The sequence below is a fragment of the Ottowia beijingensis genome, assembly GCF_013423955.1.
GTDB classification, from domain to species: domain Bacteria; phylum Pseudomonadota; class Gammaproteobacteria; order Burkholderiales; family Burkholderiaceae_C; genus Ottowia; species Ottowia beijingensis.
Map to the genome: position 1 here is coordinate 243,061 of NZ_JACCKX010000001.1, position 17,966 is coordinate 261,026.

Sequence of the window (17,966 nt, forward strand, 5' to 3'; positions counted from 1 at the left end):
TGGTTTTTGCCTTGCAGGCGCTTGAAATGGGCGCCCGGGCGCGCAACTGGGGCATCAAGCGGACGACGCCGATGGCCGATCCGCCACCCTCCAACCGAAAGGAAATTGACCGATGTTCTTCACCGCTTCTGCCCCCATCGCCCGCCGCTCGGCCTATGCCCCTGCCCTGCGCTCGCTCGACCGCTTTCTGGACGACGCCCTGACTGTGGCGCGCACCGCCGCCGCCAACGTGAGCGAGGACGACAAGGCCTGGACGCTAGCCATCGACGTGCCCGGCGTCAGCCGCGAGCAACTGGCCATCGCCATCGAAGGCGCCACCGTCAAGGTCGAGACGGTGGAAGGCGCGCCGCGCCAGTACAGGAAGGCCTACGAGTTCGCGCAGGACGTGGACGCCGCCGCCAGCAGCGCCAAGCTGGAGCACGGCGTGCTGACGCTGACCCTGGCCAAGCTGGTGCCCGAGAGCAAGGCCACCACGCTGGCCATCAACTGAAGCACCCATGGCGGCGGGCCACCGCGCCCGCGCCACCCACGCGACAACGCCGCAGCGGCCGCCTGGCCCTGCGGCGTTGTTGCGTCCGGGACGGGGTGATTTCAAAAATGACGAATGACAAATGACTTCGCTGCGCTTCAATGACAAAGCGGCGGTTCGTCATGGGTCATTGTTTTGAACGCGAAGCGGTATGAGACATCGCCACGCCGAACAAAAAGGGGGGACTTGCAAAATTTTCTGGATGTCGAAAACAGGCTTCAGCGCCCGCCAACCGGGCGCCAGCAGCTCACTTATTGATACGTCAACACCGCGCCAATTCGTTAGCGCCTGGAACAGGGCCTGCCCCGCCCGCGAACGCCCTGCCCCGCACCCTTCAGGCCGCCAGCGGCAGCATGTCCAGCGGCCAGCGCGGTTTGACGTCGAAGGCGTAGTCGGTGTTCGGTGCCTCGATGCCGGCCTGCACGCGCATGGCGGCGGCCAGGGCGATCATGGCGCCGTTGTCGGTGCACAGGTGCAGCTCGGGGTAGTGCACGCGCACGCCGCGCTGGGCACAGGCGGCGTTCAGCGCCGCGCGCAGGCGGGCGTTGGCGCCCACGCCGCCGGCCACCACCAGGCGCTTCAGGCCCGTGGCTTTCAGCGCCGCCAGCGACTTCTTCACCAGCACCTCGACGATGGCGGCCTGTGTGCTGGCCGCCAGGTCGGCGCGCATCTGCTCGCACGGCGCGCCCTCGAACTTCTTCGCCTGCGTCAGCACCGCCGTCTTCAGCCCGGCAAACGAAAAATCCAGGTTGCCGCTGTGCAGCAGCGGGCGCGGCAGCTTGTAGGCCGTGTCGTCGCCAAACTCGGCCAGCCGCGCCAGTGCCGGCCCGCCGGGGTAGCCCAGGCCGAGCAGCTTGGCGGACTTGTCGAAGGCCTCGCCGGCCGCGTCGTCGATGGTTTCGCCCAGCAGCTGGTAGCGGCCCACGCCATCGACGCGCATCAGCTGCGTGTGGCCGCCGCTGACCAGCAGGGCGACGAAGGGAAATTCGGGTGGATCGGCGCTGAGGAAGGGCGACAGCAGGTGCCCCTCCAGGTGGTGCACGCCCAGCACCGGCTTGCCCAACGCCGCACCCAGCGCGCAGGCCACGCCGGCGCCCACCAGCAACGCACCCGCCAGGCCGGGGCCGCGCGTGTAAGCTATTACATCGATAGCTGCCAGCGCCTGCCCCGCCTGCGCCAGCACGTGATTGGCCAATGGAATCACGCGGCGGATGTGGTCACGGCTGGCCAGCTCGGGCACCACGCCGCCGTAGTCGGCATGCATCGCCACCTGGGTGTGCAGCGCGTGCGCCAGCAGCTCGGGCACGCCGTGTTCACGCGTGCGCACCAGCGCCACGCCGGTTTCGTCGCAGGACGATTCGATACCGAGAACCAGGGTCGACATGGCGCAGGATTATCCGCCGCGGCCCGGCGCGCGGTGCGGCCGGGCGCCCTGTGCGCGGGCTAGAACTGGCTGTCGCCCATGTTGCCGACGATGTAGTTCTCCATCTGCGAGATGATGAAGCGCTGCTCCTCCAGCTGCGCATTCACCAGATCGCCGATGGAGACCAAGCCCACCAGCTCGCCGCCATCGACCACCGGCAGATGGCGCAGGCGGCCCTTGGTGATGATGCCCAGGCATTCCTGCACCGTCTGGCGCGGGCTGACGACGTACAGGCGCGCGGTCATCACGTTCACCAGCATCGTCTCGGCCGACGACAGGCCTTGCAGCGCCAGCTTGCGGGCGTAGTCGCGCTCGGTGAAGATGCCCAGCAGCGCATCGCCCTGCACCACCAGCACCGAGCCGATCTGGCGCTCGGCCATCAGCTGCAGCGCATCGCGCACGGTGGCGGTGGGCGGCAGCGCTGCCAGGGTGACACCCGGGCGGGAAGACAGGATCTCGGCAACGGTGGTGGCCATGGCGGGTTCTCCTCGTTGTCAGGCGGCTGTCCATGCGATGCCGCCCATTGTTGAATGGCACGTACATCGTGCCAGAAGCAGCGCCGATTTGCCATGCTCAGGTGTAAGCCATCGCAGGGCCACCGCCGCAAGCCGGGCCGCCGGCACAATACGGGGGCGCCCGCAGCTGCACTTTGCTTTTATTTTCATAGCTGCTTGCGCCCGTCCATAGGGCGCTGCAGCCGTTTTTGGCAATTGATCCTGAATTCATCACCATGCCCACCGCCCCGCTCGCCCTCATCTCCTCCATGGCCACCAGGAAGCTGCTGACCGAGCTGGTCGACAGCCACCAGCGCCAGCACCCCGGCGTGGCGGTGGCGCTCGAATCGGTGGGCGGCGTGGATGCGGCCCGGCGCGTGGCCGCGGGCGAAGCCTTCGACGCCGTGGCGCTGGGCTCCGACGCCATCGACCAGCTCATCGCCGACGGCCACCTGCTGCCCGGCAGCCGGGTGGACATCGTGCGCTCGGGCGTCGCCGTGGCCGTGCGCGCCGGCGCGCCGCACCCCGACATCGGCAGCGAAGCCGCGGTGCAGGCCGCCGTGCTGGCCGCGCCCACGGTGAGCTACTCCACCGGCCCCAGCGGCGTGGCCCTGGCCCGGCTGTTCCAGCGCTGGGGCATCGCCGACGCCGTGCAGGCCAAGCTGGTGGTGCCGCCGCCCGGCACGCCGGTGGGCGCGCTCGTCGCGCGGGGCGAGGTAGCGCTGGGCTTTCAGCAGCTGAGCGAGCTGATGCACCTGCCCGGCATCGACGTGCTGGGCCCGCTGCCCGAGGCGATCCAGATCACCACCATCTTCGCCGGCGGCGTGGCAGCCGCGTCGAAGCAACCCGAGGCGGCGCGCGCCCTGCTGGCCTTTCTGGCCGCGCCTGAAACCGCCGCCATCAAGCAGGCCAACGGCATGGCGCCCGCCTGAGCGCAATGGGCCTGGCGCTGACCGACCCCGACCTGCGCGCGCTGCTGGCGCGCACGCTGGCGAGCTTGCCGGCCGATGGCGCCGTGGTCTGCCTGTGCGCGGCCTGGTGCCGCGTGTGCGACGACTTTCGCCCCGGCTTCGAGCAGGCCGCCGCCGCGCGGCCCACGCTGGCCTTCCGCTGGCTCGACATCGAGGACGAGGCCGATGCCCTGGGCGACATCGACGTCGAGACCTTTCCCACCCTGGTGATCGGCGGGCGCGACGGCGCCGTGCGCTTTGCCGGGCCGGTGGTGCCGCAGCCTGGGCAGATCGCGCGCCTGCTGCAAAGCCTGGGCCTGTGATGGTGCTGCACGCCGCAACTGGCTTATTCTTGACTCCCATCAATTGAGCGCCCTTCGGTGCCAGACCACAATGCCACCCATGGGAATCAGCCCCTACATCAAGGAAATCGGCCGGGGCGCGCAGGGCGCACGCGCCTTGTCGCGCGAGCAGGCCACCGACCTGCTGTGCCAGCTGCTCGACGGCCAGTGCTCCGACTTCGAGATCGGCGCCTTCTGCGTCGCCATGCGCATCAAGGGCGAGACGCCAGAAGAAATGGCCGGCTTTCTGGACGCGCTGGACCTGCGCCTGACCAAGCTGCCGCGCAGCGACCGCCCGGTGGTCGTGCTGCCCAGCTACAACGGCGCGCGCAAGCTGCCGGGGCTCACCACCCTGCTGGCCGCCCTGCTGGCGCGCAAGGGCCTGCCGGTGCTGGTGCACGGCACGCCCACCGAAGACGCGCGCGTCAGCAGCCAGGCCGTGCTGGCCGCGCTGGGCATCGACCCCAGCGCGCCCCATGAGCGCATCGACAACGGCCGCGTGCACTTCGTCGCCACCGAGGCGCTGCACCCGGGCCTGAAACGCCTGCTGGACGTGCGCCGCGCCATCGGCCTGCGCAACCCGGCGCACGCGCTGGTCAAGCTGATGAACCCGGTGGACGGCCCCGCGCTGGTGGTGGCCAGCTACACGCACCCCGAATACGCCGAATCCATGGCCGCCACCTTCAGGCTGATGCGCACGCCCGCCCTGCTGCTGCGCGGCACCGAGGGCGAGCCCGTGGCCGACCCGCGCCGCACGCCGCGCATGGACCTGTTCCTCAACGGCGAAAGCCACACCGTGCAGGACGCGCAGCCCGGCCCGCTGGCCACGCTGCCCGCGCTGCCCACCAGCACCGACGCCGCCGTCACCGCCGATTACATCCGCGACGTGATGGAAGGCCGCCTGCCGCCGCCCGAGCCCATCCTGTTGCAGGTCGAGCACATCGTGCGTGCCTGCAAGGCGCTGGAGGCCGAGGGCGACCCGACCTGCCTGCAGGAGCTGGCCGCATGAGCAAAGCCCCCTGCACCAACCGGCCGCGTCACCCTGGTGGGCGCCGGCCCGGGCGACCCCGATCTGCTCACGCTCAAGGCCGTCAAGGCGATTGCCGCCGCCAGCGTCATCCTGGTCGACGACCTGGTGGGCGAAGGCGTGCTGGCCCACGCCCGGCCCGACGCGCGCATCACCTACGTCGGCAAGCGCGGCGGCTGCAAGAGCACGCCGCAGGCCACCATCGAGCAGCTGATGCTGGAGGCCGCCCGCGCCGGCGAGAACGTGGTGCGCCTGAAGGGCGGCGATCCGTTCATCTTCGGCCGCGGCGGCGAAGAGGTGGAAAGCCTGCGCCGCGCCGGCATCGAGCCGGTGGTGGTCAACGGCATCACCTCGGGCCTGGCCGCCATGACCAGCCTGGGCGCGCCGCTGACGCACCGCGACCGCGCGCACGGCGTGGTCTTCGTCACCGGCCACCCGCAGAAGGACGGCCCCGGCCTGGACTGGGCGCGGCTGGGCGAATCGGCGCACGGCCTGCGCCTGACGCTGGTGATCTACATGGGCATCAGCAGCGCCGCGCGCATCCAGGCCGGGCTGCTGTCGGCCCTGCCGGCTTCCACGCCGGTGGCCGTGATCCAGCGCGCCACCCTGCCGGCGCAGCGCCAGTGCCTCACCACCTTGGGCGAGCTGCCCGACAGGCTGGCTGCCTGCGGCCTGGGCAGCCCGGCCATCATGGTGGTGGGCGACGTGGTGCTGGGCGTGCGCGCGGCGCTGCAGGACGCGGCGCTGGCCGCCTGAGAAACTCCTTTATTGATAGCTTCTTGCGCTTGATCCACGAAGGTTTCAAACCGATTCCATCTGAGTAGGCCTCTAACTCAGGTCCGCGCATGGCATGCCAGAAAACCATACGCAGAGGACGCAGAAGAATTCAAGCAGGGCTGTCTTTTGCGTCCTCTGCGGTTCTTCTGCGTCCTCTGCGTCCGGTATTCAGTGGCTGCTCATGGCTCGGCAACTTGTCATGACCTGCGCGAGCAGCTCCGATTCTTGAGGTGCCCGGCGGGCCTACTACCATCGCCCCATGCCTCCTCCCCGCTTCGACGCCGTCATTCTGGGTGCCGGTGCCGCCGGCCTGTTCTGCGCGGCGCAGGCGGGCAGCGCGGCCTGCGCGTGCTGCTCATCGACCACAGCGAACGCGTGGCGGAAAAGGTGCGCGTCTCGGGCGGCGGGCGCGCCAACTTCACCAACCGCGACCTCGACCCGGCCGCGCCGCACAAGCATTTCATCAGCGCCAATCCGCACTTCTGCCGCTCGGCGCTGGCGCGCTTCACGCCGCAGCACTTCATCGCCCTGCTCGACCGGCACGGCGTGCCCTGGCACGAGAAGCACAAGGGCCAGCTGTTCTGCGACCGCTCGGCCGAAGATCTGATTGCCCTGCTGCTGGCCGAATGTGCCGCTGCGACCGCGCACGGCGGCTTGGTGGAACGCTGGCAGCCGTGCCGCGTGCAGAGCGTGCGGTTTCAAGCCAAAGAGGCCGCCAGCGCTGATGCAGCAAGCGCAGGCAGCTATCTCATCGATAGCGATCGTGGCCCCATCGAAGCGCCCGCCCTGGTCATCGCCACCGGCGGCCTGTCGATCCCCAAGATCGGCGCCAGCAGCTTGGGGCTGGACATCGCGCGCCAGTTCGGCCTGAAGATCATCGACACCCGCCCCGGCCTGGTGCCGCTCACCTTCGACGGCGCGGCCTGGGCACCCTACGCACAACTGGCCGGTCTGGCGCTGCCGGTGCGCATCGGCACGGGCGAGAAGAAGCAGCATGTGACCTTCCACGAAGACCTGCTGTTCACCCACCGCGGCCTGTCCGGCCCGGCGGTGCTGCAGATCTCCAGCTACTGGCGCCCGGGCACGCCCATCGTCATCGACCTGGCGCCCGAGGTGGACGTGGCGGCCGAACTGCTGGCCGCCAAGGCGCGCTCGCGCAAGCTGATCGTGAACGAACTGGCGCAGTGGCTGCCGCAGCGCCTGGCCGAAGCCTGGGTGGCGCAGGACGCCGCCTGGCAGCGCCCCGTCAACGAGGCCAGCGACAAGGCGCTGCTTCAACTGGCCGAGCAACTCCAGCGCTGGCCGCTCACCCCCACCGGCACCGAGGGCTACAAAAGGCCGAAGTCACCCTGGGCGGCGTCGACACGCGCGCACTGTCGTCGCAGACGCTGGAAGCGCGCCAGCAGCCCGGCCTGTACTTCATCGGCGAGGTGGTCGACGTCACCGGCTGGCTGGGCGGCTACAACTTCCAGTGGGCCTGGGCCAGCGCCGCCGCCTGCGCCGAGGCGTTGGCAGCACGCCACACCGGCACGCCAGCCACCCCTGACTTCTCTCCAGGCGGCCGCGCAGCATGCCGCAAGAAGGGCCGCGGAGCAGGCCATTCGAGGACGCCGTGGCCGGACCTGCGCCGGCCACCAGCGTCGTCCCCTGGGGGAAGGCGCGCAAGCGCCTCAGGGGGTTATAATCCTTGGTTTGCTGGCAAACGCCCCGCCGGCCATACTAGTTCGAATGTGCGGGGCAACAACTGCGGCGTATGGCGTGAAGCCTGATCTACTTCACACCCGCTGGCCGCGCAAATACCTGAAATTTGAATGACCACCATCCGAGTCAAAGAAAACGAGCCGTTCGACGTGGCCCTGCGCCGCTTCAAGCGCACCATTGAAAAGCTGGGCCTGCTGACCGACCTGCGCGCCCGCGAGTTTTACGAGAAGCCCACGGCCGAGCGCAAGCGCAAGAAGGCCGCTGCCGTCAAGCGCCACTACAAGCGCGTGCGCAGCCAGCAACTGCCCAAGAAGCTGTACTGATTCAGCCGCTTCTCGCAACCAAAAAGCTCGCCGGGGACGCTCAGCGAGCTTTTTCGTTTCTGCAAGGACAAAACCATGAGCCTGAAAGACCAGATCACCGAAGACATGAAGACCGCCATGCGCGCCAAGGACAGCGAGCGCCTGGGCACCATCCGCCTGCTGCAGGCGGCGATGAAGCAGAAGGAAGTGGACGAGCGCATCGAACTGGACGACACCGCCGTCATCGCCATCGTCGACAAGCTCATCAAGCAGCGCAAGGACAGCATCGCCGCCTTCACCCAGGCCGGCCGCCAGGACCTGGCCGACAAGGAAGCCGCCGAAATGAAGGTGCTGGAGGCCTACCTGCCCGCCCGCCTGTCGGAGAGCGAAATCGTTGCCGAGGTGAAGGCCATCGTGGCCGAACTGGGCGCCAGCGGGCCCGGCGACATGGGCAAGGTGATGGGTGCCGTGAAGCAGCGCCTGGCCGGCAAGGCGGACATGGGCGCCGTCAGCGCGGCGGTGAAGGCTGCGCTGGCGGGTTGAGTGCCCCCGGCCTTGTGGGAGCGGCCTTGGCCGCGATGGCAGCGCATCGCCCACCCCGCATGCCGCATCGCGGGCCAGCCCGCTCCCACACACCGCTCTGGCGATCAGAAAAATCAAAAACCATAGCTGCTTGCGCTTGCCAGCAAACGATTTCAGATACTTTTCTCTTGAAATCAAGGCTGCACAAGCGCAAGCCACTATCAATCCATGAGCAAGCAAACCGCTTTCTGACAATTGCTTGCAAACTGCGCCGCAGCTTTGCACAGCGCGACCGCCCGCGGCAAACCGAAGCCCGCGCCGGCGCGTTATGAAGAGGCAGGAACGCTTCCGTTCCCCGAGGCCTCTGACCACCATGACGCAACCCACCTCTTCCCCTGGCGCCGCTGGCTTGGCGGCGCACTGCTGGCGGCCGCGCCCGTGCTGGGCTGGGCCCAGGCCGACCCGCCGTCACGCGTGGCCTACATCAGCGCCGCCGAAGGCGCGGTGCAGATCGCCACCGACGGCCAGCGCTTCGCGCCCGCCTCCATCAACTGGCCGGCGACCACCGGCACCCGCCTCGTCACCGACCCCAACGCGCGCGCCGAACTGCACGGCGGCTGGACCGCCGTGCGCCTGACCGGCCACGCCGACCTGAGCGTGACCGTGCTGGACGACGACACCGCGCAGTTTGCGCTGATGGACGGCACCGCCTCGGTGCGCGTGCGCCAGCTGCAGCCCGGCGAGCGCGTCGAGATCGACACCCCACACCTGGCCGTGGTGGCCAGCCAGGCGGGCGAATACCGCGTCGACGTCGATCCGCGCGCCGACACCACGCGCGTCACCGTGCACGCCGGCGTGGCCACGGTGTACGGCGAGGCGGGGCAATCCACCACCGTGGGCCAGCGCCAGCAGGCGCTGTTCACCGGCCGCAACCTGCAGCCGTTGCAGCGCGGCGGCGTGGCCGTGCGCGACGGTTTCGACCAGTGGGTGGCCCAGCGCGATGCGCTGGAAGACCGCTCGGCCTCGGCCCGCTACGTGCCGCGCGACGTGCCCGGCTACCAGCAGCTCGACGCCTACGGCGAATGGGCGCAGGACGCCACCTACGGCCCCGTGTGGTACCCGCAGGTCACCGTGGCCGACTGGGCGCCCTACCGCTACGGCCGCTGGGCCTGGGTGGAGCCCTGGGGCTGGACCTGGGTGGACGACGCGCCCTGGGGCTTCGCGCCCTCGCACTACGGCCGCTGGGCGCAGATCGGCCCGCGCTGGGCTTGGGTGCCCGGCAGCTTCGGCCCGCGCCCGGTGTACGCGCCGGCGCTGGTGGCCTTCGTCGGTGGCGACAACTGGAGCGTGGCGCTGGGCAGCCCCGGTGCCGCGTGGTTCCCGCTGGCGCCGGGCGAATACTGGCGCCCGCACTACCACGCCAGCGACCGCTACCACCGCGGCCTGAACTGGGGCCGCGAGCGCGTGCGCCCGCCGGCCGACGGCTACCACTTCCATCGCCGCCCCAACGCCGTCACCTACGCTCCGGCCGACCAGTTCGGCGGTGGCCAGCGCGGCCGCCGGCCCGGCTTCGGCGACGGCAGCCGCCTGCCGTCCGGCGCACTGAACGACAGCCGCATCGTCGCCCCGCCGCCGCGCGCCTGGGTGCCCGGCGTGCAGACGCAGGCGCCGCTGCCCACGCTGCGCCCTGACCGGCCCGATCGCCCAGGTGCTGGCGTGCGCGAGCCGCGCCCGCCGCGTGGCGGCGCCGACCGCGGCGTGGCCGCACCCGCGCCGTCGCCCGCCCGCCTGCCCGTGCCCGACGGCCGCGGCATGCGCCATGGCGACGATGCCCAGCCGCCGATGGCTCGGCCCGCGCGGCCCGCACCGCCGGAGCGCTACGAATCCGGCAGCCTGGAGCGCAACCGCTACCTGCGCGACCAGGCCGAGCGCGACGGCGCCCACATGGGCGTGCCGCAGCCACGCAACCCGCAGGTGCGCGAGGCGCAGCAACAGCAGTGGCAGATGCAGCGCCAGCAGGAAGAGCGCGTGCGCGAATTGCAGCCGCGCCCGGCGGTCATCAACCCGCCGCCCGCCGCGGCCCCGCAGATGCCGCGCGTGCAGCCGATGCCGGCGCAGCGGCCGTTCTCGTCGGGCGAGCTGGGCCATGTGCCGCGCCAGATGGAGCGCCCCGCCATGCCGCAACGCGAGCAGCGCGCCATGCCGATGCGCGACTCCGGCGCGCTGGCACCGCGCGAGCCGCGCGAACGGCGCGGCATGATGGAGCCGTGAAGGCGAACGCCAGCGCTTCGTTATTGATAGCTGCTGGCGCTTGATGGGTGGGCGCTGAAGGCGGTTTTGGCCTGAAAATCAAGCCGGCCGCAAGGCAGCCCGTTCCACGTCCGGATCGAAACGACATGAACTTCTTCATTCCGGCGACAGCCGGAATCCAGACGACGCGCGTGCGCAGCACATGGAGCCCGGCTTTCGCCGGGATGACGGTGGTTGACGTCTTGAGGTGGAAACGGACTCAGTTGCCCGCCACCGTCATCCGGTCGATGAGCACCGAACCCACGGTTTTCGAGCCGTAGGTGTAGGCATCGGCCCCCACGGCCTGCAGCCCCAAGAACATCTCGCGAAGGTTGCCGGCGATGGTGATCTCCTGCACCGGGTAGGCGATGCGGCCGTTCTCCACCCAGAAGCCGCTGGCGCCGCGCGAATAGTCGCCGGTGACGTAGTTCACGCCCTGGCCCATCAGCTCGATCACGAACAGGCCGGTGCCCAGCTTGCGCAGCATCTCGTCCAGGTCGTCGCCCGCGCGCGTCAGGCGCGACCGCAGCGTGAGGTTGTGCGAGCCGCCGGCGTTGCCGGTGGTCCTCATGCCCAGCTTGCGCGCCGAATAGGTGCTGAGGAAGTAGCCCGCCACCCGCCCCGCATCCACCACCTTGCGCGCCTGCACGCGCACGCCTTCCTCGTCGAACGGCGACGAGCCCTTGCCGCCGACGACGAACGGGTCTTCGAGCACGTCGATGTGCTTGGGCAGCACCGGCTTGCCCAGCGAATCGACCAGGAACGAGGTCTTGCGGTACAGCGCGCCGCCGCTCAGCGCCTGCGTCAGGCTGCCCAGCAGGCCGGCGGCCAAGGGCGACTCGAACAGCACCGGGCACTGGCGCGTGCCGATTTTGCGGCTCTTCAGCCGGCTCAGCGCGCGCTCGGCGGCGTAGCGGCCCACGGCCTCGGGCGCGGCCAGGTCGCGCGCATTGCGCTCCGAGCTGTACCAGTAGTCGCGCTGCATGTCGTTGCCCTTGCCGGCAATCGGCGCGACAGACAGCGAATGGCGCGAGCTGGCATAGCCCCCACGAAAGCCGTGCGTGTGCGCGCTAAAGAAATGGCTTTGCTGCGCCGACACGCCGGCGCCCTCGCTGTTGGTGATGCGCTTGTCCACCGCCAGCGCGGCGTGCTCGCAGGCCAGCGCCAACTCGGCCGCCTGCTCGCTGGTGATGGGCCAGGGTGGAACAGGTCCAGGTCGCGCTGCTCGGTGGCGATGTCGGCCTCGTCCGGCAGGCCGGCCACCGGGTCTTCGGCGGTGAAGCGGGCGATGTCGTAGGCCGCCTGCACCGTCTGCTCGATGGCGGCGCGCGAGAAGTCCGACGTGCTGGCATTGCCGCGCCGCTGGCCCAGGTACACCGTCACGCCCAGCGACTTGTCGCGGTTGCGCTCCACCGTCTCCAGTTCGCCCTTGCGCACGCTCACGCTCAGGCCCGAACCTTCGGATGCCTCGGCACCCGCGTCGGTGGCGCCGAGCTTCTTGGCATGGGCCAGCGCGGTGTCCACCAGCTCTTCGAAGAAGGCGCGCGAATAAGAAAAGCCCGGCAGGGCTTTGGAGTCGTTTTGCATGGTGGCGGCTATCATACTTCTCGACTTTTCAGATTCCTATCCATGTCCCGCAAACCCAAGAAAGGCTATTTCGTCCGCGGCCAGTTCGTCGCCGAAGGCAGCGAGCTGGACGAACAGCTCAAGGCCGAGCTGCGCGGCGATGGCCCCAGCAAGACCGAGCTGAAGGCGCAGAGCGCCGAGCTGCAGGCGCTGGGCGAGGCGCTGCTGACGCTGCGGCGCGATCTGTTCGAGCCGCTCGATCTGCCCACCAAGCTGGTCGATGGGCTGGAGGAGCTCAAGCGCATCACCAACTTCGAAGGCAAGCGCCGCCAGAGCCAGTACGTGGGCAAGCTGATGCGCCAGCTTCATGATGAACAGCTGGCCGCCGTGCGCGCCGCATTGGAAGAGCAGCGCAAGGGCCCAGCTGCCGAAACCCTGCGCCTGCACGCCGCCGAGCGCTGGCGTGAGCGCCTGATCGCCGAAGACGCCGCCGTCAACGCCTGGGTGACGCAGTTCCCCGACACCGACGTGCAGCAGCTGCGCGCGCTGGTGCGCCAGGCGCGCAAGGATGCGCCCACGCCCGACGCCGCCAAAGAGGCCGAAGCCAAGGGTCAGGCGCAGCGCAACAGCCGTGCCTTCCGCGAGCTGTTCCAGTTGGTGAACACCGCGCTGGCGCAGGCCGAGGCGCACCCGCCCGAGGTGCAACCCATCGATGCCGAGGACGTGGGCTACGTCAACGACGCCCGCGCCGGTTGACTGCATGACAAATGACCTCGGCCTGCGGCCTCGATGACAAAGGCGCGGCCGCGGCGCCCGGCTCCTTTGTCATTGAAGCCGCGAAGCGGCGGAGTCATTTGTCATTTGTCATCCGTCATTGGCCCAGCAAGGAACCCGCATGAACGCACACGACCCCATCACCATCGGCATCGTCTCCATCAGCGACCGCGCCTCCAGCGGCACGTATGAAGACAAGGGCCTGCCCGCGCTGCAGGAGTGGCTAGGCAAGGCGCTGAAGAACCCGATCAGCTTCGAGCCGCGCCTGATCCCCGACGAGCAGGCCACCATCAGCCGCACGCTGATCGAGTTGGTCGACGCCGGGTGCGCCCTGGTGTTGACCACCGGCGGCACCGGCCCCGCCGTGCGCGACGTGACGCCCGAGGCCACGCTGGCCGTCGCCGACAAGGAAATGCCGGGCTTTGGCGAGCAGATGCGCCAGATCAGCCTGGCCTTCGTGCCCACGGCCATCCTGAGCCGCCAGGTGGCGGTGATCCGCGGGCAGTGCCTCATCATCAACCTGCCCGGCCAGCCCAAGGCGATTGCCGAGACGCTGGAAGGCCTGAAGGACAACGCCGGCAACCCGCAGGTGCACGGCATCTTCGCCGCCGTGCCCTACTGCATCGACCTGATCGGCGGCCCCTACCTGGAAACCAACGACGCCGTGTGCAAGGCCTTCCGACCCAAGAACGCGGTGCGGCCCGCGCGCGACTGAGCGCGCCCTGCGGTGGCCGCGCCACGGCGCGCTGCAACAGGTGTCACGGGATGCAAGCAGGGCGATGTCCCACAAGCGCCTGGATACAACACCGACCCGGCGCTTCACATGGCCGGGGCACATTGAAGGTGCGCGCCGCGGTCGTCCTTGAATTTTTCCATTTCCCATTGCCGCGGTGCTGAACCAAGGAGCCACGCCATGAAACTTCGCCAATACAGCCTTGCCGCCGTCCTCGCCGCCACGCTGGCCGCCGCGGGTTGTTCCACCTCCCCCACCAATGCACAGATCGGCACCGGCGTGGGCGCCGTGGCCGGCGGTGTGGCCGGCAACGTGCTGTTCGGCAACACGCTCGGCACCGTGGGGGCGCCGCTGCCGGCGCACTGATCGGCAACGAGGTGGGCAAGCGCCGCTGATTCCAACGCCACGCTGGCGCGCCGGATGCATCGCCGCGCCGGCCTTCAGCAGCATCCGCCGTCCTGGCGCGTTGAGGCAGGCTGCAACCCAAAGCCGGCCTTGCGGCGGATCAGTTCTTACACCGCCGCGTGCCTTCAGAAAGCGAAAAGCCCCTGTGCGCCTGGTGCACCGGCAAAGCCAACAGAAAGCGCGGCGCACAATAGGCGCGACCTCGCGCAGGATCGCCTCGCAGCCACCGAAGGTGGGCCCGTCCCTGGGCGGGCGCGGTGTCTGTTTTGCTTGACCTATCAAGAAGTCTCAAATGACCCACGGGCCGCATCCGCCGTGTGCGAGCGGGCTTGCCCGCGATCAAGCGCTGGTGGCGACGAGGCGCCTCATCGCGGGCAAGCCCGCTCCCACAACACAGTCTGAGACTTCTTGATAAACAAGCTGTCTTGATCGTCCACGGTGCCGGGGCGTTGGGCGGCAGCCGTGGTCCGGGGCGCCCCCTGCTGCGTCCGCTACTTGCCCACCAACTCGTTCAGCTTGTCGGCCTCGAAGGTTTCCTCGCGCGTGGCGTCGTCGGGCACGCAGTTCGGGTCGATCTGGCACGACAGCTTCTCGATGGCCTGCCACAGCAGCATGATCTGGTGCTCCTGGCTGGCCGTGCCGTCGATCAGGCCGCGCAGCGCCTGGCTCACGGGGTCGTCGTTCTGCGTCACGCCGTAGGCCGAAAAGCCCAGCTTGGCAGCCGCCTCTTCGCGCTTGGCCGCGTCTTCGGCCACGATGATGCGCGCCGGGTTGCCCACCGCCGTGGCGCCCGGGGGCACCGGCTTGGTGACCACGGCGGATGAGCCGATCTTGGCCCCGTCGCCCACCGTGAAGCCGCCCAGCACCTGGCTGCTGGCGCCCACGACCACGCCCTTGCCCAGCGTGGGGTGCCGCTTGGTGCCCTTGCCGAGCGAGGTGCCGCCCAGCGTGACGCCCTGGTAGATGGTGCAGTCGTCGCCGATCTCGGCCGTCTCGCCGATCACCACGCCCATGCCGTGGTCGATGAACACGCGCTCGCCGATCTTTGCGCCGGGGTGGATCTCGATGCCCGTGAGAAAGCGCCCCCAGTGCGAGATCCAGCGCGCCAGCCAGTGCCAGCCGCGCTCCCACAGCGGGTGGGCGATGCGGTGCAGCACCAGGGCGTGGAAACCGGGTATGAGAACACCACATCCCACACCGAGCGCGCGGCCGGGTCGCGCTCGAGAATGGCCTGGGTGTAGGAACGGATGCGCTGCAACATGGTGGGTGGCGAGTCTAGCGTTTGTGCACTGCCGGCGCTGTGTCCGCACTCGTGGCGTGGGCAGCGGCCGCGCCCTGCATGGCCTTGGCAATGCCGCGCAGGATGTGAATCTCCTCCGCCGTGGGCTGCGCGCGGTTGAACAGCTGCTGCAGACGCGGCATCAGCTTCTTGGGCGCAGCGGGGTCGAGAAAGCCGATGTCGACCAGCGCCTGCTGCCAGTGCGCCAGCATGCCGGCCACCTGCGCCGCGTCGGCGTGCTGCGGCGCCGCGGTGGCGGGTTGCACGTCGAAGCCGTGGCCGAGCACACTCAACGCCTGGCGCCAGTCGTAGGCGATCAGCTGCACGGCGGCGGCGATGTTGAGCGAGCCGTAGTCGGGGTGCGTGGGAATGCTGAGCGCAACGTGGCAGCGGTACACGTCCTCGTTCTTCATGCCGTAACGCTCGGAGCCGAACAGGAAGGCGATACCTTCCGGCGCATTCAATGCCAAACCAGGCTTCAACGCCCGTCCATCAAGCGCTGGAAGCTCCTTTTTCAATAGCATCCTGAAATGATCCCGCGGTGCGCGCGTGGGCGGTCCAAAGTCGCGCGGCGTCATCGCCGTGGCGCACAGGTGGGTCATGCCGCCCAGCGCCTCGTCCAGCGTGGGCACGATGCGCGCCCGCGCCAGCACGTCGGTGGCGCCGCTGGCGCGCTCGATGGCCTCGGTGCGCGTCAGCACGTCGGGCCAGCGCGGGTTAACCAGCACCAGATCGTCAAAACCCATCACCTTCATCGCCCGCGCCACCGCGCCCACGTTGCCGGCGTGGCTGGTGTCGATCAGGATGAAGCGCGTGCGGGGATGGCCATGGTTGCGATTGTCGCCGGCACGCCCCCGCCTCTTGTGGGAGCGGCCTTGGCCGCGATGGGCGCTTCGCCGCTGCAGAGCTTGCCATCGCGGCCAAGGCCGCTCCCACAGCCCGGGTTGAGGGGCGCGCCTCGCTAACATCACGGCTTTGCCCATTCATCCTTCACCATGACCACCGCCACCCTGCCCAACGTCACCCTCACCACCCAGGCCAACGTCTACTTCGACGGCAAGTGCGTGTCGCACAGCTTCACGCTGGCCGATGGCACGAAGAAGAGCGTGGGCGTGGTGCTGCCCGCCACGCTCACCTTCAACACCGGCGCGGCCGAGATCATGGAGTGCGTGGGCGGCGGCTGCGAATACAAGCTGGCCGGCAGCGACGAGTGGAAATCGTCCGGCCCCGGCGAGCGGTTCAGCATCCCGGCCAATTCGTCGTTCGACATTCGCGTGGCCGAGCAATACCACTACATCTGCCATTACGGATAACACCCCCTGAGCGGCTGACGCCGCTTCCCCTCTCCTGCGGGAGGGGGACAACGCCAGTGGCCGGCGCGAGTTGAGGCCACGGCGTTCGCTGGCATGGGCTGCTGCGCGGCCATTGGGTCGTAGCGTCGTGGAGGTCACGCAACGGACCGCCGCCGCGCGCAACGCGTGCTACGCTGCCGCGCATGTCCGCCCGCCCTGCCCCTGCCGACGCCAGCCTGATCGATTCGCGCACCGCCGCCTGGCGGCTGCTGGTGACGGTGCTGCTGGTCACGCTGGGCAACAGCGCGATGTACGTCGTCTCCGTGGTGCTGCCGGCGGTGCAGGCCGAGTTCGGCATCGGCCGTGCGGGGGCGTCGATGCCTTACACGGTGATGATGGTGTGCCTGGGGCTGGGTGGCCTGTTCACCGGCATCTGGGCCGACCGCTGGGGCATCGCGCGCGTGCTGTGGCTGGGCTCGGCCGCCGTGCTGGCCGGTTACGTGCTGGCGGCGCTGTCGGGCAATGTGTGGATGTTCGGGCTGGCGCACGGGCTGCTGGGCCTGCTGGGCGGCGCAGCCACCTTCGCGCCGCTGATGGCCGACACCGGCCTGTGGTGGAACAAGCGGCGCGGCATCGCCATGGCGGTGTGCGCCAGCGGTAACTACATCGCCGGCACGCTGTGGCCGCCGCTGGCGCAGTGGGGCATCACGCATTACGGCTGGCGGCCGACCTACATCGTGCTGGGCCTGGTGTGCGGCATCGGCATGGCGCTGCTGGCCTTCTACATGCGCCAGCGCCCGCCCGCGCTGGCGCTGCCGGCGGCCGGGGCGGCCGCGGCGCCGCGTGCCACCATCTGGCCGCCGGATCGGCCCTTCGGCCTCTCGACGGCGCACGCGCAGTGGCTGCTGTGCGTGGCCGGCGTGGCCTGCTGCGTGGCGATGTCGATGCCGCAGGTGCACATCGTGGCCTACTGCACCGACCTGGGCTACGGCGCGGCGCGCGGGGCCGAGATGCTGTCGCTGATGCTGTTTTCCGGCATCATCAGCCGGCTGGTGTCGGGCTGGATATGCGACCACATCGGCGGCATCCGCACGCTGTTGCTGGGCTCGGCGCTGCAGGGCGTGGCGCTGCTGATGTTCCTGCCCGTGGACGGGCTGGTGCCGCTGTACGTGGTGTCGGCGCTGTTCGGGCTGTTTCAGGGCGGCATCGTGCCGTCGTACGCCATCATCGTGCGCGAGCACTTTCCGCCGCGCGAGGCCGGCGCGCGCACCGGCGCCGTCATCATGGCCACGCTGCTGGGCATGGCGCTGGGTGGATGGATGTCGGGCTGGGTGTTCGACATGACGGGCAGCTACGATGCGGCCTTCATCAACGGCATCGGCTGGAACCTGCTGAACCTGGCGATTGCCAGCTGGCTGTTCTGGCGCACGCGCGGGCCTTCGACACGGCTGGTGGCCACCTGACGGGTCTGGCCAGGCCGGGCGGGCCATATACTCCCCACCATTAAGGCCGCCAGCGCCCGAAACACGGGCGCAAAAGAGCATACTCCCCATTATTTGCGA

The 17,966-nt window shown here is 69.5% G+C and carries 14 protein-coding genes and 5 pseudogenes; 14 read left to right on the forward strand and 5 right to left on the reverse strand.

Annotation, left to right across the window (positions count from 1 at the left end; all coding sequences use genetic code 11):
- Nucleotides 1-112 precede the first annotated feature (112 nt).
- Nucleotides 113-490, forward strand: a complete 378-nt coding sequence (locus H0I39_RS01265; protein ID WP_180549295.1) for an Hsp20/alpha crystallin family protein — start codon at nucleotides 113-115, stop codon at nucleotides 488-490.
- A 373-nt stretch (nucleotides 491-863) separates the two neighbouring features.
- On the opposite strand, the gene tsaD is transcribed toward H0I39_RS01265, so the two are convergent.
- Together tsaD and H0I39_RS01275 are read right to left on the reverse strand one after the other, a co-directional pair.
- Entirely contained in the window at nucleotides 864-1,913 is a 1,050-nt protein-coding gene (gene tsaD / locus H0I39_RS01270; RefSeq protein WP_180549296.1) for a tRNA (adenosine(37)-N6)-threonylcarbamoyltransferase complex transferase subunit TsaD, read from the reverse strand.
- 59 nt (nucleotides 1,914-1,972) lie between these two features.
- The gene (locus H0I39_RS01275; protein WP_180549297.1) at nucleotides 1,973-2,428 is read right to left on the reverse strand and encodes a CBS domain-containing protein; all 456 of its coding nucleotides are present in this window, start codon (nucleotides 2,426-2,428) and stop codon (nucleotides 1,973-1,975) included.
- Between the two features lie 254 nt (nucleotides 2,429-2,682).
- Here H0I39_RS01275 and H0I39_RS01280 point away from each other — a divergent pair, with 254 nt between their 5' ends.
- The 8 genes and pseudogenes from H0I39_RS01280 to H0I39_RS01315 all read left to right on the forward strand — a co-directional run bounded on the left by H0I39_RS01280 (nucleotide 2,683) and on the right by H0I39_RS01315 (nucleotide 10,337).
- Nucleotides 2,683-3,378, forward strand: a complete 696-nt coding sequence (locus H0I39_RS01280) for a substrate-binding domain-containing protein (protein WP_257645545.1) — start codon at nucleotides 2,683-2,685, stop codon at nucleotides 3,376-3,378.
- A 5-nt stretch (nucleotides 3,379-3,383) separates the two neighbouring features.
- The gene (locus H0I39_RS01285; RefSeq protein ID WP_180549298.1) at nucleotides 3,384-3,719 is read left to right on the forward strand and encodes a thioredoxin family protein; all 336 of its coding nucleotides are present in this window, start codon (nucleotides 3,384-3,386) and stop codon (nucleotides 3,717-3,719) included.
- Between the two features lie 79 nt (nucleotides 3,720-3,798).
- Nucleotides 3,799-4,746 (forward strand): DNA-binding protein YbiB, encoded by a 948-nt coding sequence (ybiB, locus tag H0I39_RS01290; RefSeq protein WP_180549299.1) that lies wholly within the window; start codon nucleotides 3,799-3,801, stop codon nucleotides 4,744-4,746.
- 12 nt (nucleotides 4,747-4,758) lie between these two features.
- Nucleotides 4,759-5,520 (forward strand): annotated as a pseudogene (gene cobA, locus H0I39_RS01295) (uroporphyrinogen-III C-methyltransferase); the annotation flags it as partial.
- A gap of 280 nt (nucleotides 5,521-5,800) precedes the next feature.
- Nucleotides 5,801-7,052 (forward strand): annotated as a pseudogene (locus H0I39_RS01300) (BaiN/RdsA family NAD(P)/FAD-dependent oxidoreductase); the annotation flags it as partial.
- A 300-nt stretch (nucleotides 7,053-7,352) separates the two neighbouring features.
- Nucleotides 7,353-7,565 carry a 30S ribosomal protein S21 gene (gene rpsU, locus H0I39_RS01305; RefSeq protein ID WP_180549300.1) on the forward strand — a complete coding sequence of 71 codons (213 nt, stop codon included), beginning with the start codon at nucleotides 7,353-7,355 and terminating at the stop codon, nucleotides 7,563-7,565.
- Nucleotides 7,566-7,640: 75 nt separating this feature from the next.
- On the forward strand, nucleotides 7,641-8,087 hold the full coding sequence (locus H0I39_RS01310) for a GatB/YqeY domain-containing protein (RefSeq protein WP_180549301.1): 447 nt from the start codon (nucleotides 7,641-7,643) through the stop codon (nucleotides 8,085-8,087).
- Nucleotides 8,088-8,504: 417 nt separating this feature from the next.
- A complete protein-coding gene (locus tag H0I39_RS01315; protein ID WP_180549302.1) occupies nucleotides 8,505-10,337 on the forward strand; it encodes a DUF6600 domain-containing protein in 1,833 nt (610 codons plus the stop codon).
- 238 nt (nucleotides 10,338-10,575) lie between these two features.
- Here the strand turns inward: H0I39_RS01315 and pmbA are convergent.
- Nucleotides 10,576-11,942, reverse strand: a pseudogene (gene pmbA, locus H0I39_RS01320) (metalloprotease PmbA).
- Between the two features lie 42 nt (nucleotides 11,943-11,984).
- On the opposite strand from pmbA, the gene yjgA reads away from it, so the two are divergent.
- The 3 genes and pseudogenes from yjgA to H0I39_RS01335 all read left to right on the forward strand — a co-directional run bounded on the left by yjgA (nucleotide 11,985) and on the right by H0I39_RS01335 (nucleotide 13,823).
- Nucleotides 11,985-12,677 carry a ribosome biogenesis factor YjgA gene (gene yjgA / locus H0I39_RS01325; protein WP_180549303.1) on the forward strand — a complete coding sequence of 231 codons (693 nt, stop codon included), beginning with the start codon at nucleotides 11,985-11,987 and terminating at the stop codon, nucleotides 12,675-12,677.
- A 139-nt stretch (nucleotides 12,678-12,816) separates the two neighbouring features.
- Complete coding sequence (gene mog / locus H0I39_RS01330; RefSeq protein WP_180549304.1) at nucleotides 12,817-13,410, forward strand: molybdopterin adenylyltransferase; 594 nt, start codon at nucleotides 12,817-12,819, stop codon at nucleotides 13,408-13,410.
- A 198-nt stretch (nucleotides 13,411-13,608) separates the two neighbouring features.
- Nucleotides 13,609-13,823: pseudogene (locus H0I39_RS01335) on the forward strand (YMGG-like glycine zipper-containing protein).
- A 501-nt stretch (nucleotides 13,824-14,324) separates the two neighbouring features.
- On the opposite strand, the pseudogene cysE reads toward H0I39_RS01335, so the two are convergent.
- Both cysE and H0I39_RS01345 read right to left on the reverse strand, forming a co-directional pair.
- Nucleotides 14,325-15,094, reverse strand: a pseudogene (gene cysE / locus H0I39_RS01340) (serine O-acetyltransferase).
- Between the two features lie 14 nt (nucleotides 15,095-15,108).
- Entirely contained in the window at nucleotides 15,109-15,888 is a 780-nt protein-coding gene (locus tag H0I39_RS01345) for an RNA methyltransferase (protein WP_373368243.1), read from the reverse strand.
- Nucleotides 15,889-16,107: 219 nt separating this feature from the next.
- Between H0I39_RS01345 and ppnP the strand changes: the two genes are divergently transcribed.
- Nucleotides 16,108-16,425: a pyrimidine/purine nucleoside phosphorylase gene (gene ppnP, locus H0I39_RS01350; RefSeq protein ID WP_180549305.1), complete on the forward strand. Its 318-nt coding sequence runs from the start codon at nucleotides 16,108-16,110 to the stop codon at nucleotides 16,423-16,425.
- Between the two features lie 182 nt (nucleotides 16,426-16,607).
- Complete coding sequence (locus H0I39_RS01355) at nucleotides 16,608-17,867, forward strand: MFS transporter (RefSeq protein WP_180549306.1); 1,260 nt, start codon at nucleotides 16,608-16,610, stop codon at nucleotides 17,865-17,867.
- The last annotated feature ends 99 nt before the right edge of the window (nucleotides 17,868-17,966 follow it).

Bases quoted from the DNA above. Each gene is read 5' to 3' on its own strand.
- H0I39_RS01285 (WP_180549298.1), top strand. From the start codon at position 3,384: ATGGGCCTGGCGCTGACCGACCCCGACCTGCGCGCGCTGCTGGCGCGC.
- H0I39_RS01310 (WP_180549301.1), top strand. From the start codon at position 7,641: ATGAGCCTGAAAGACCAGATCACCGAAGACATGAAGACCGCCATGCGC.
- H0I39_RS01280 (WP_257645545.1), top strand. From the start codon at position 2,683: ATGCCCACCGCCCCGCTCGCCCTCATCTCCTCCATGGCCACCAGGAAG.
- tsaD (WP_180549296.1), bottom strand. From the start codon at position 1,913: ATGTCGACCCTGGTTCTCGGTATCGAATCGTCCTGCGACGAAACCGGC.
- H0I39_RS01265 (WP_180549295.1), top strand. From the start codon at position 113: ATGTTCTTCACCGCTTCTGCCCCCATCGCCCGCCGCTCGGCCTATGCC.
- mog (WP_180549304.1), top strand. From the start codon at position 12,817: ATGAACGCACACGACCCCATCACCATCGGCATCGTCTCCATCAGCGAC.
- yjgA (WP_180549303.1), top strand. From the start codon at position 11,985: ATGTCCCGCAAACCCAAGAAAGGCTATTTCGTCCGCGGCCAGTTCGTC.
- H0I39_RS01275 (WP_180549297.1), bottom strand. From the start codon at position 2,428: ATGGCCACCACCGTTGCCGAGATCCTGTCTTCCCGCCCGGGTGTCACC.
- ppnP (WP_180549305.1), top strand. From the start codon at position 16,108: ATGACCACCGCCACCCTGCCCAACGTCACCCTCACCACCCAGGCCAAC.
- ybiB (WP_180549299.1), top strand. From the start codon at position 3,799: ATGGGAATCAGCCCCTACATCAAGGAAATCGGCCGGGGCGCGCAGGGC.
- rpsU (WP_180549300.1), top strand. From the start codon at position 7,353: ATGACCACCATCCGAGTCAAAGAAAACGAGCCGTTCGACGTGGCCCTG.
- H0I39_RS01355 (WP_180549306.1), top strand. From the start codon at position 16,608: ATGTCCGCCCGCCCTGCCCCTGCCGACGCCAGCCTGATCGATTCGCGC.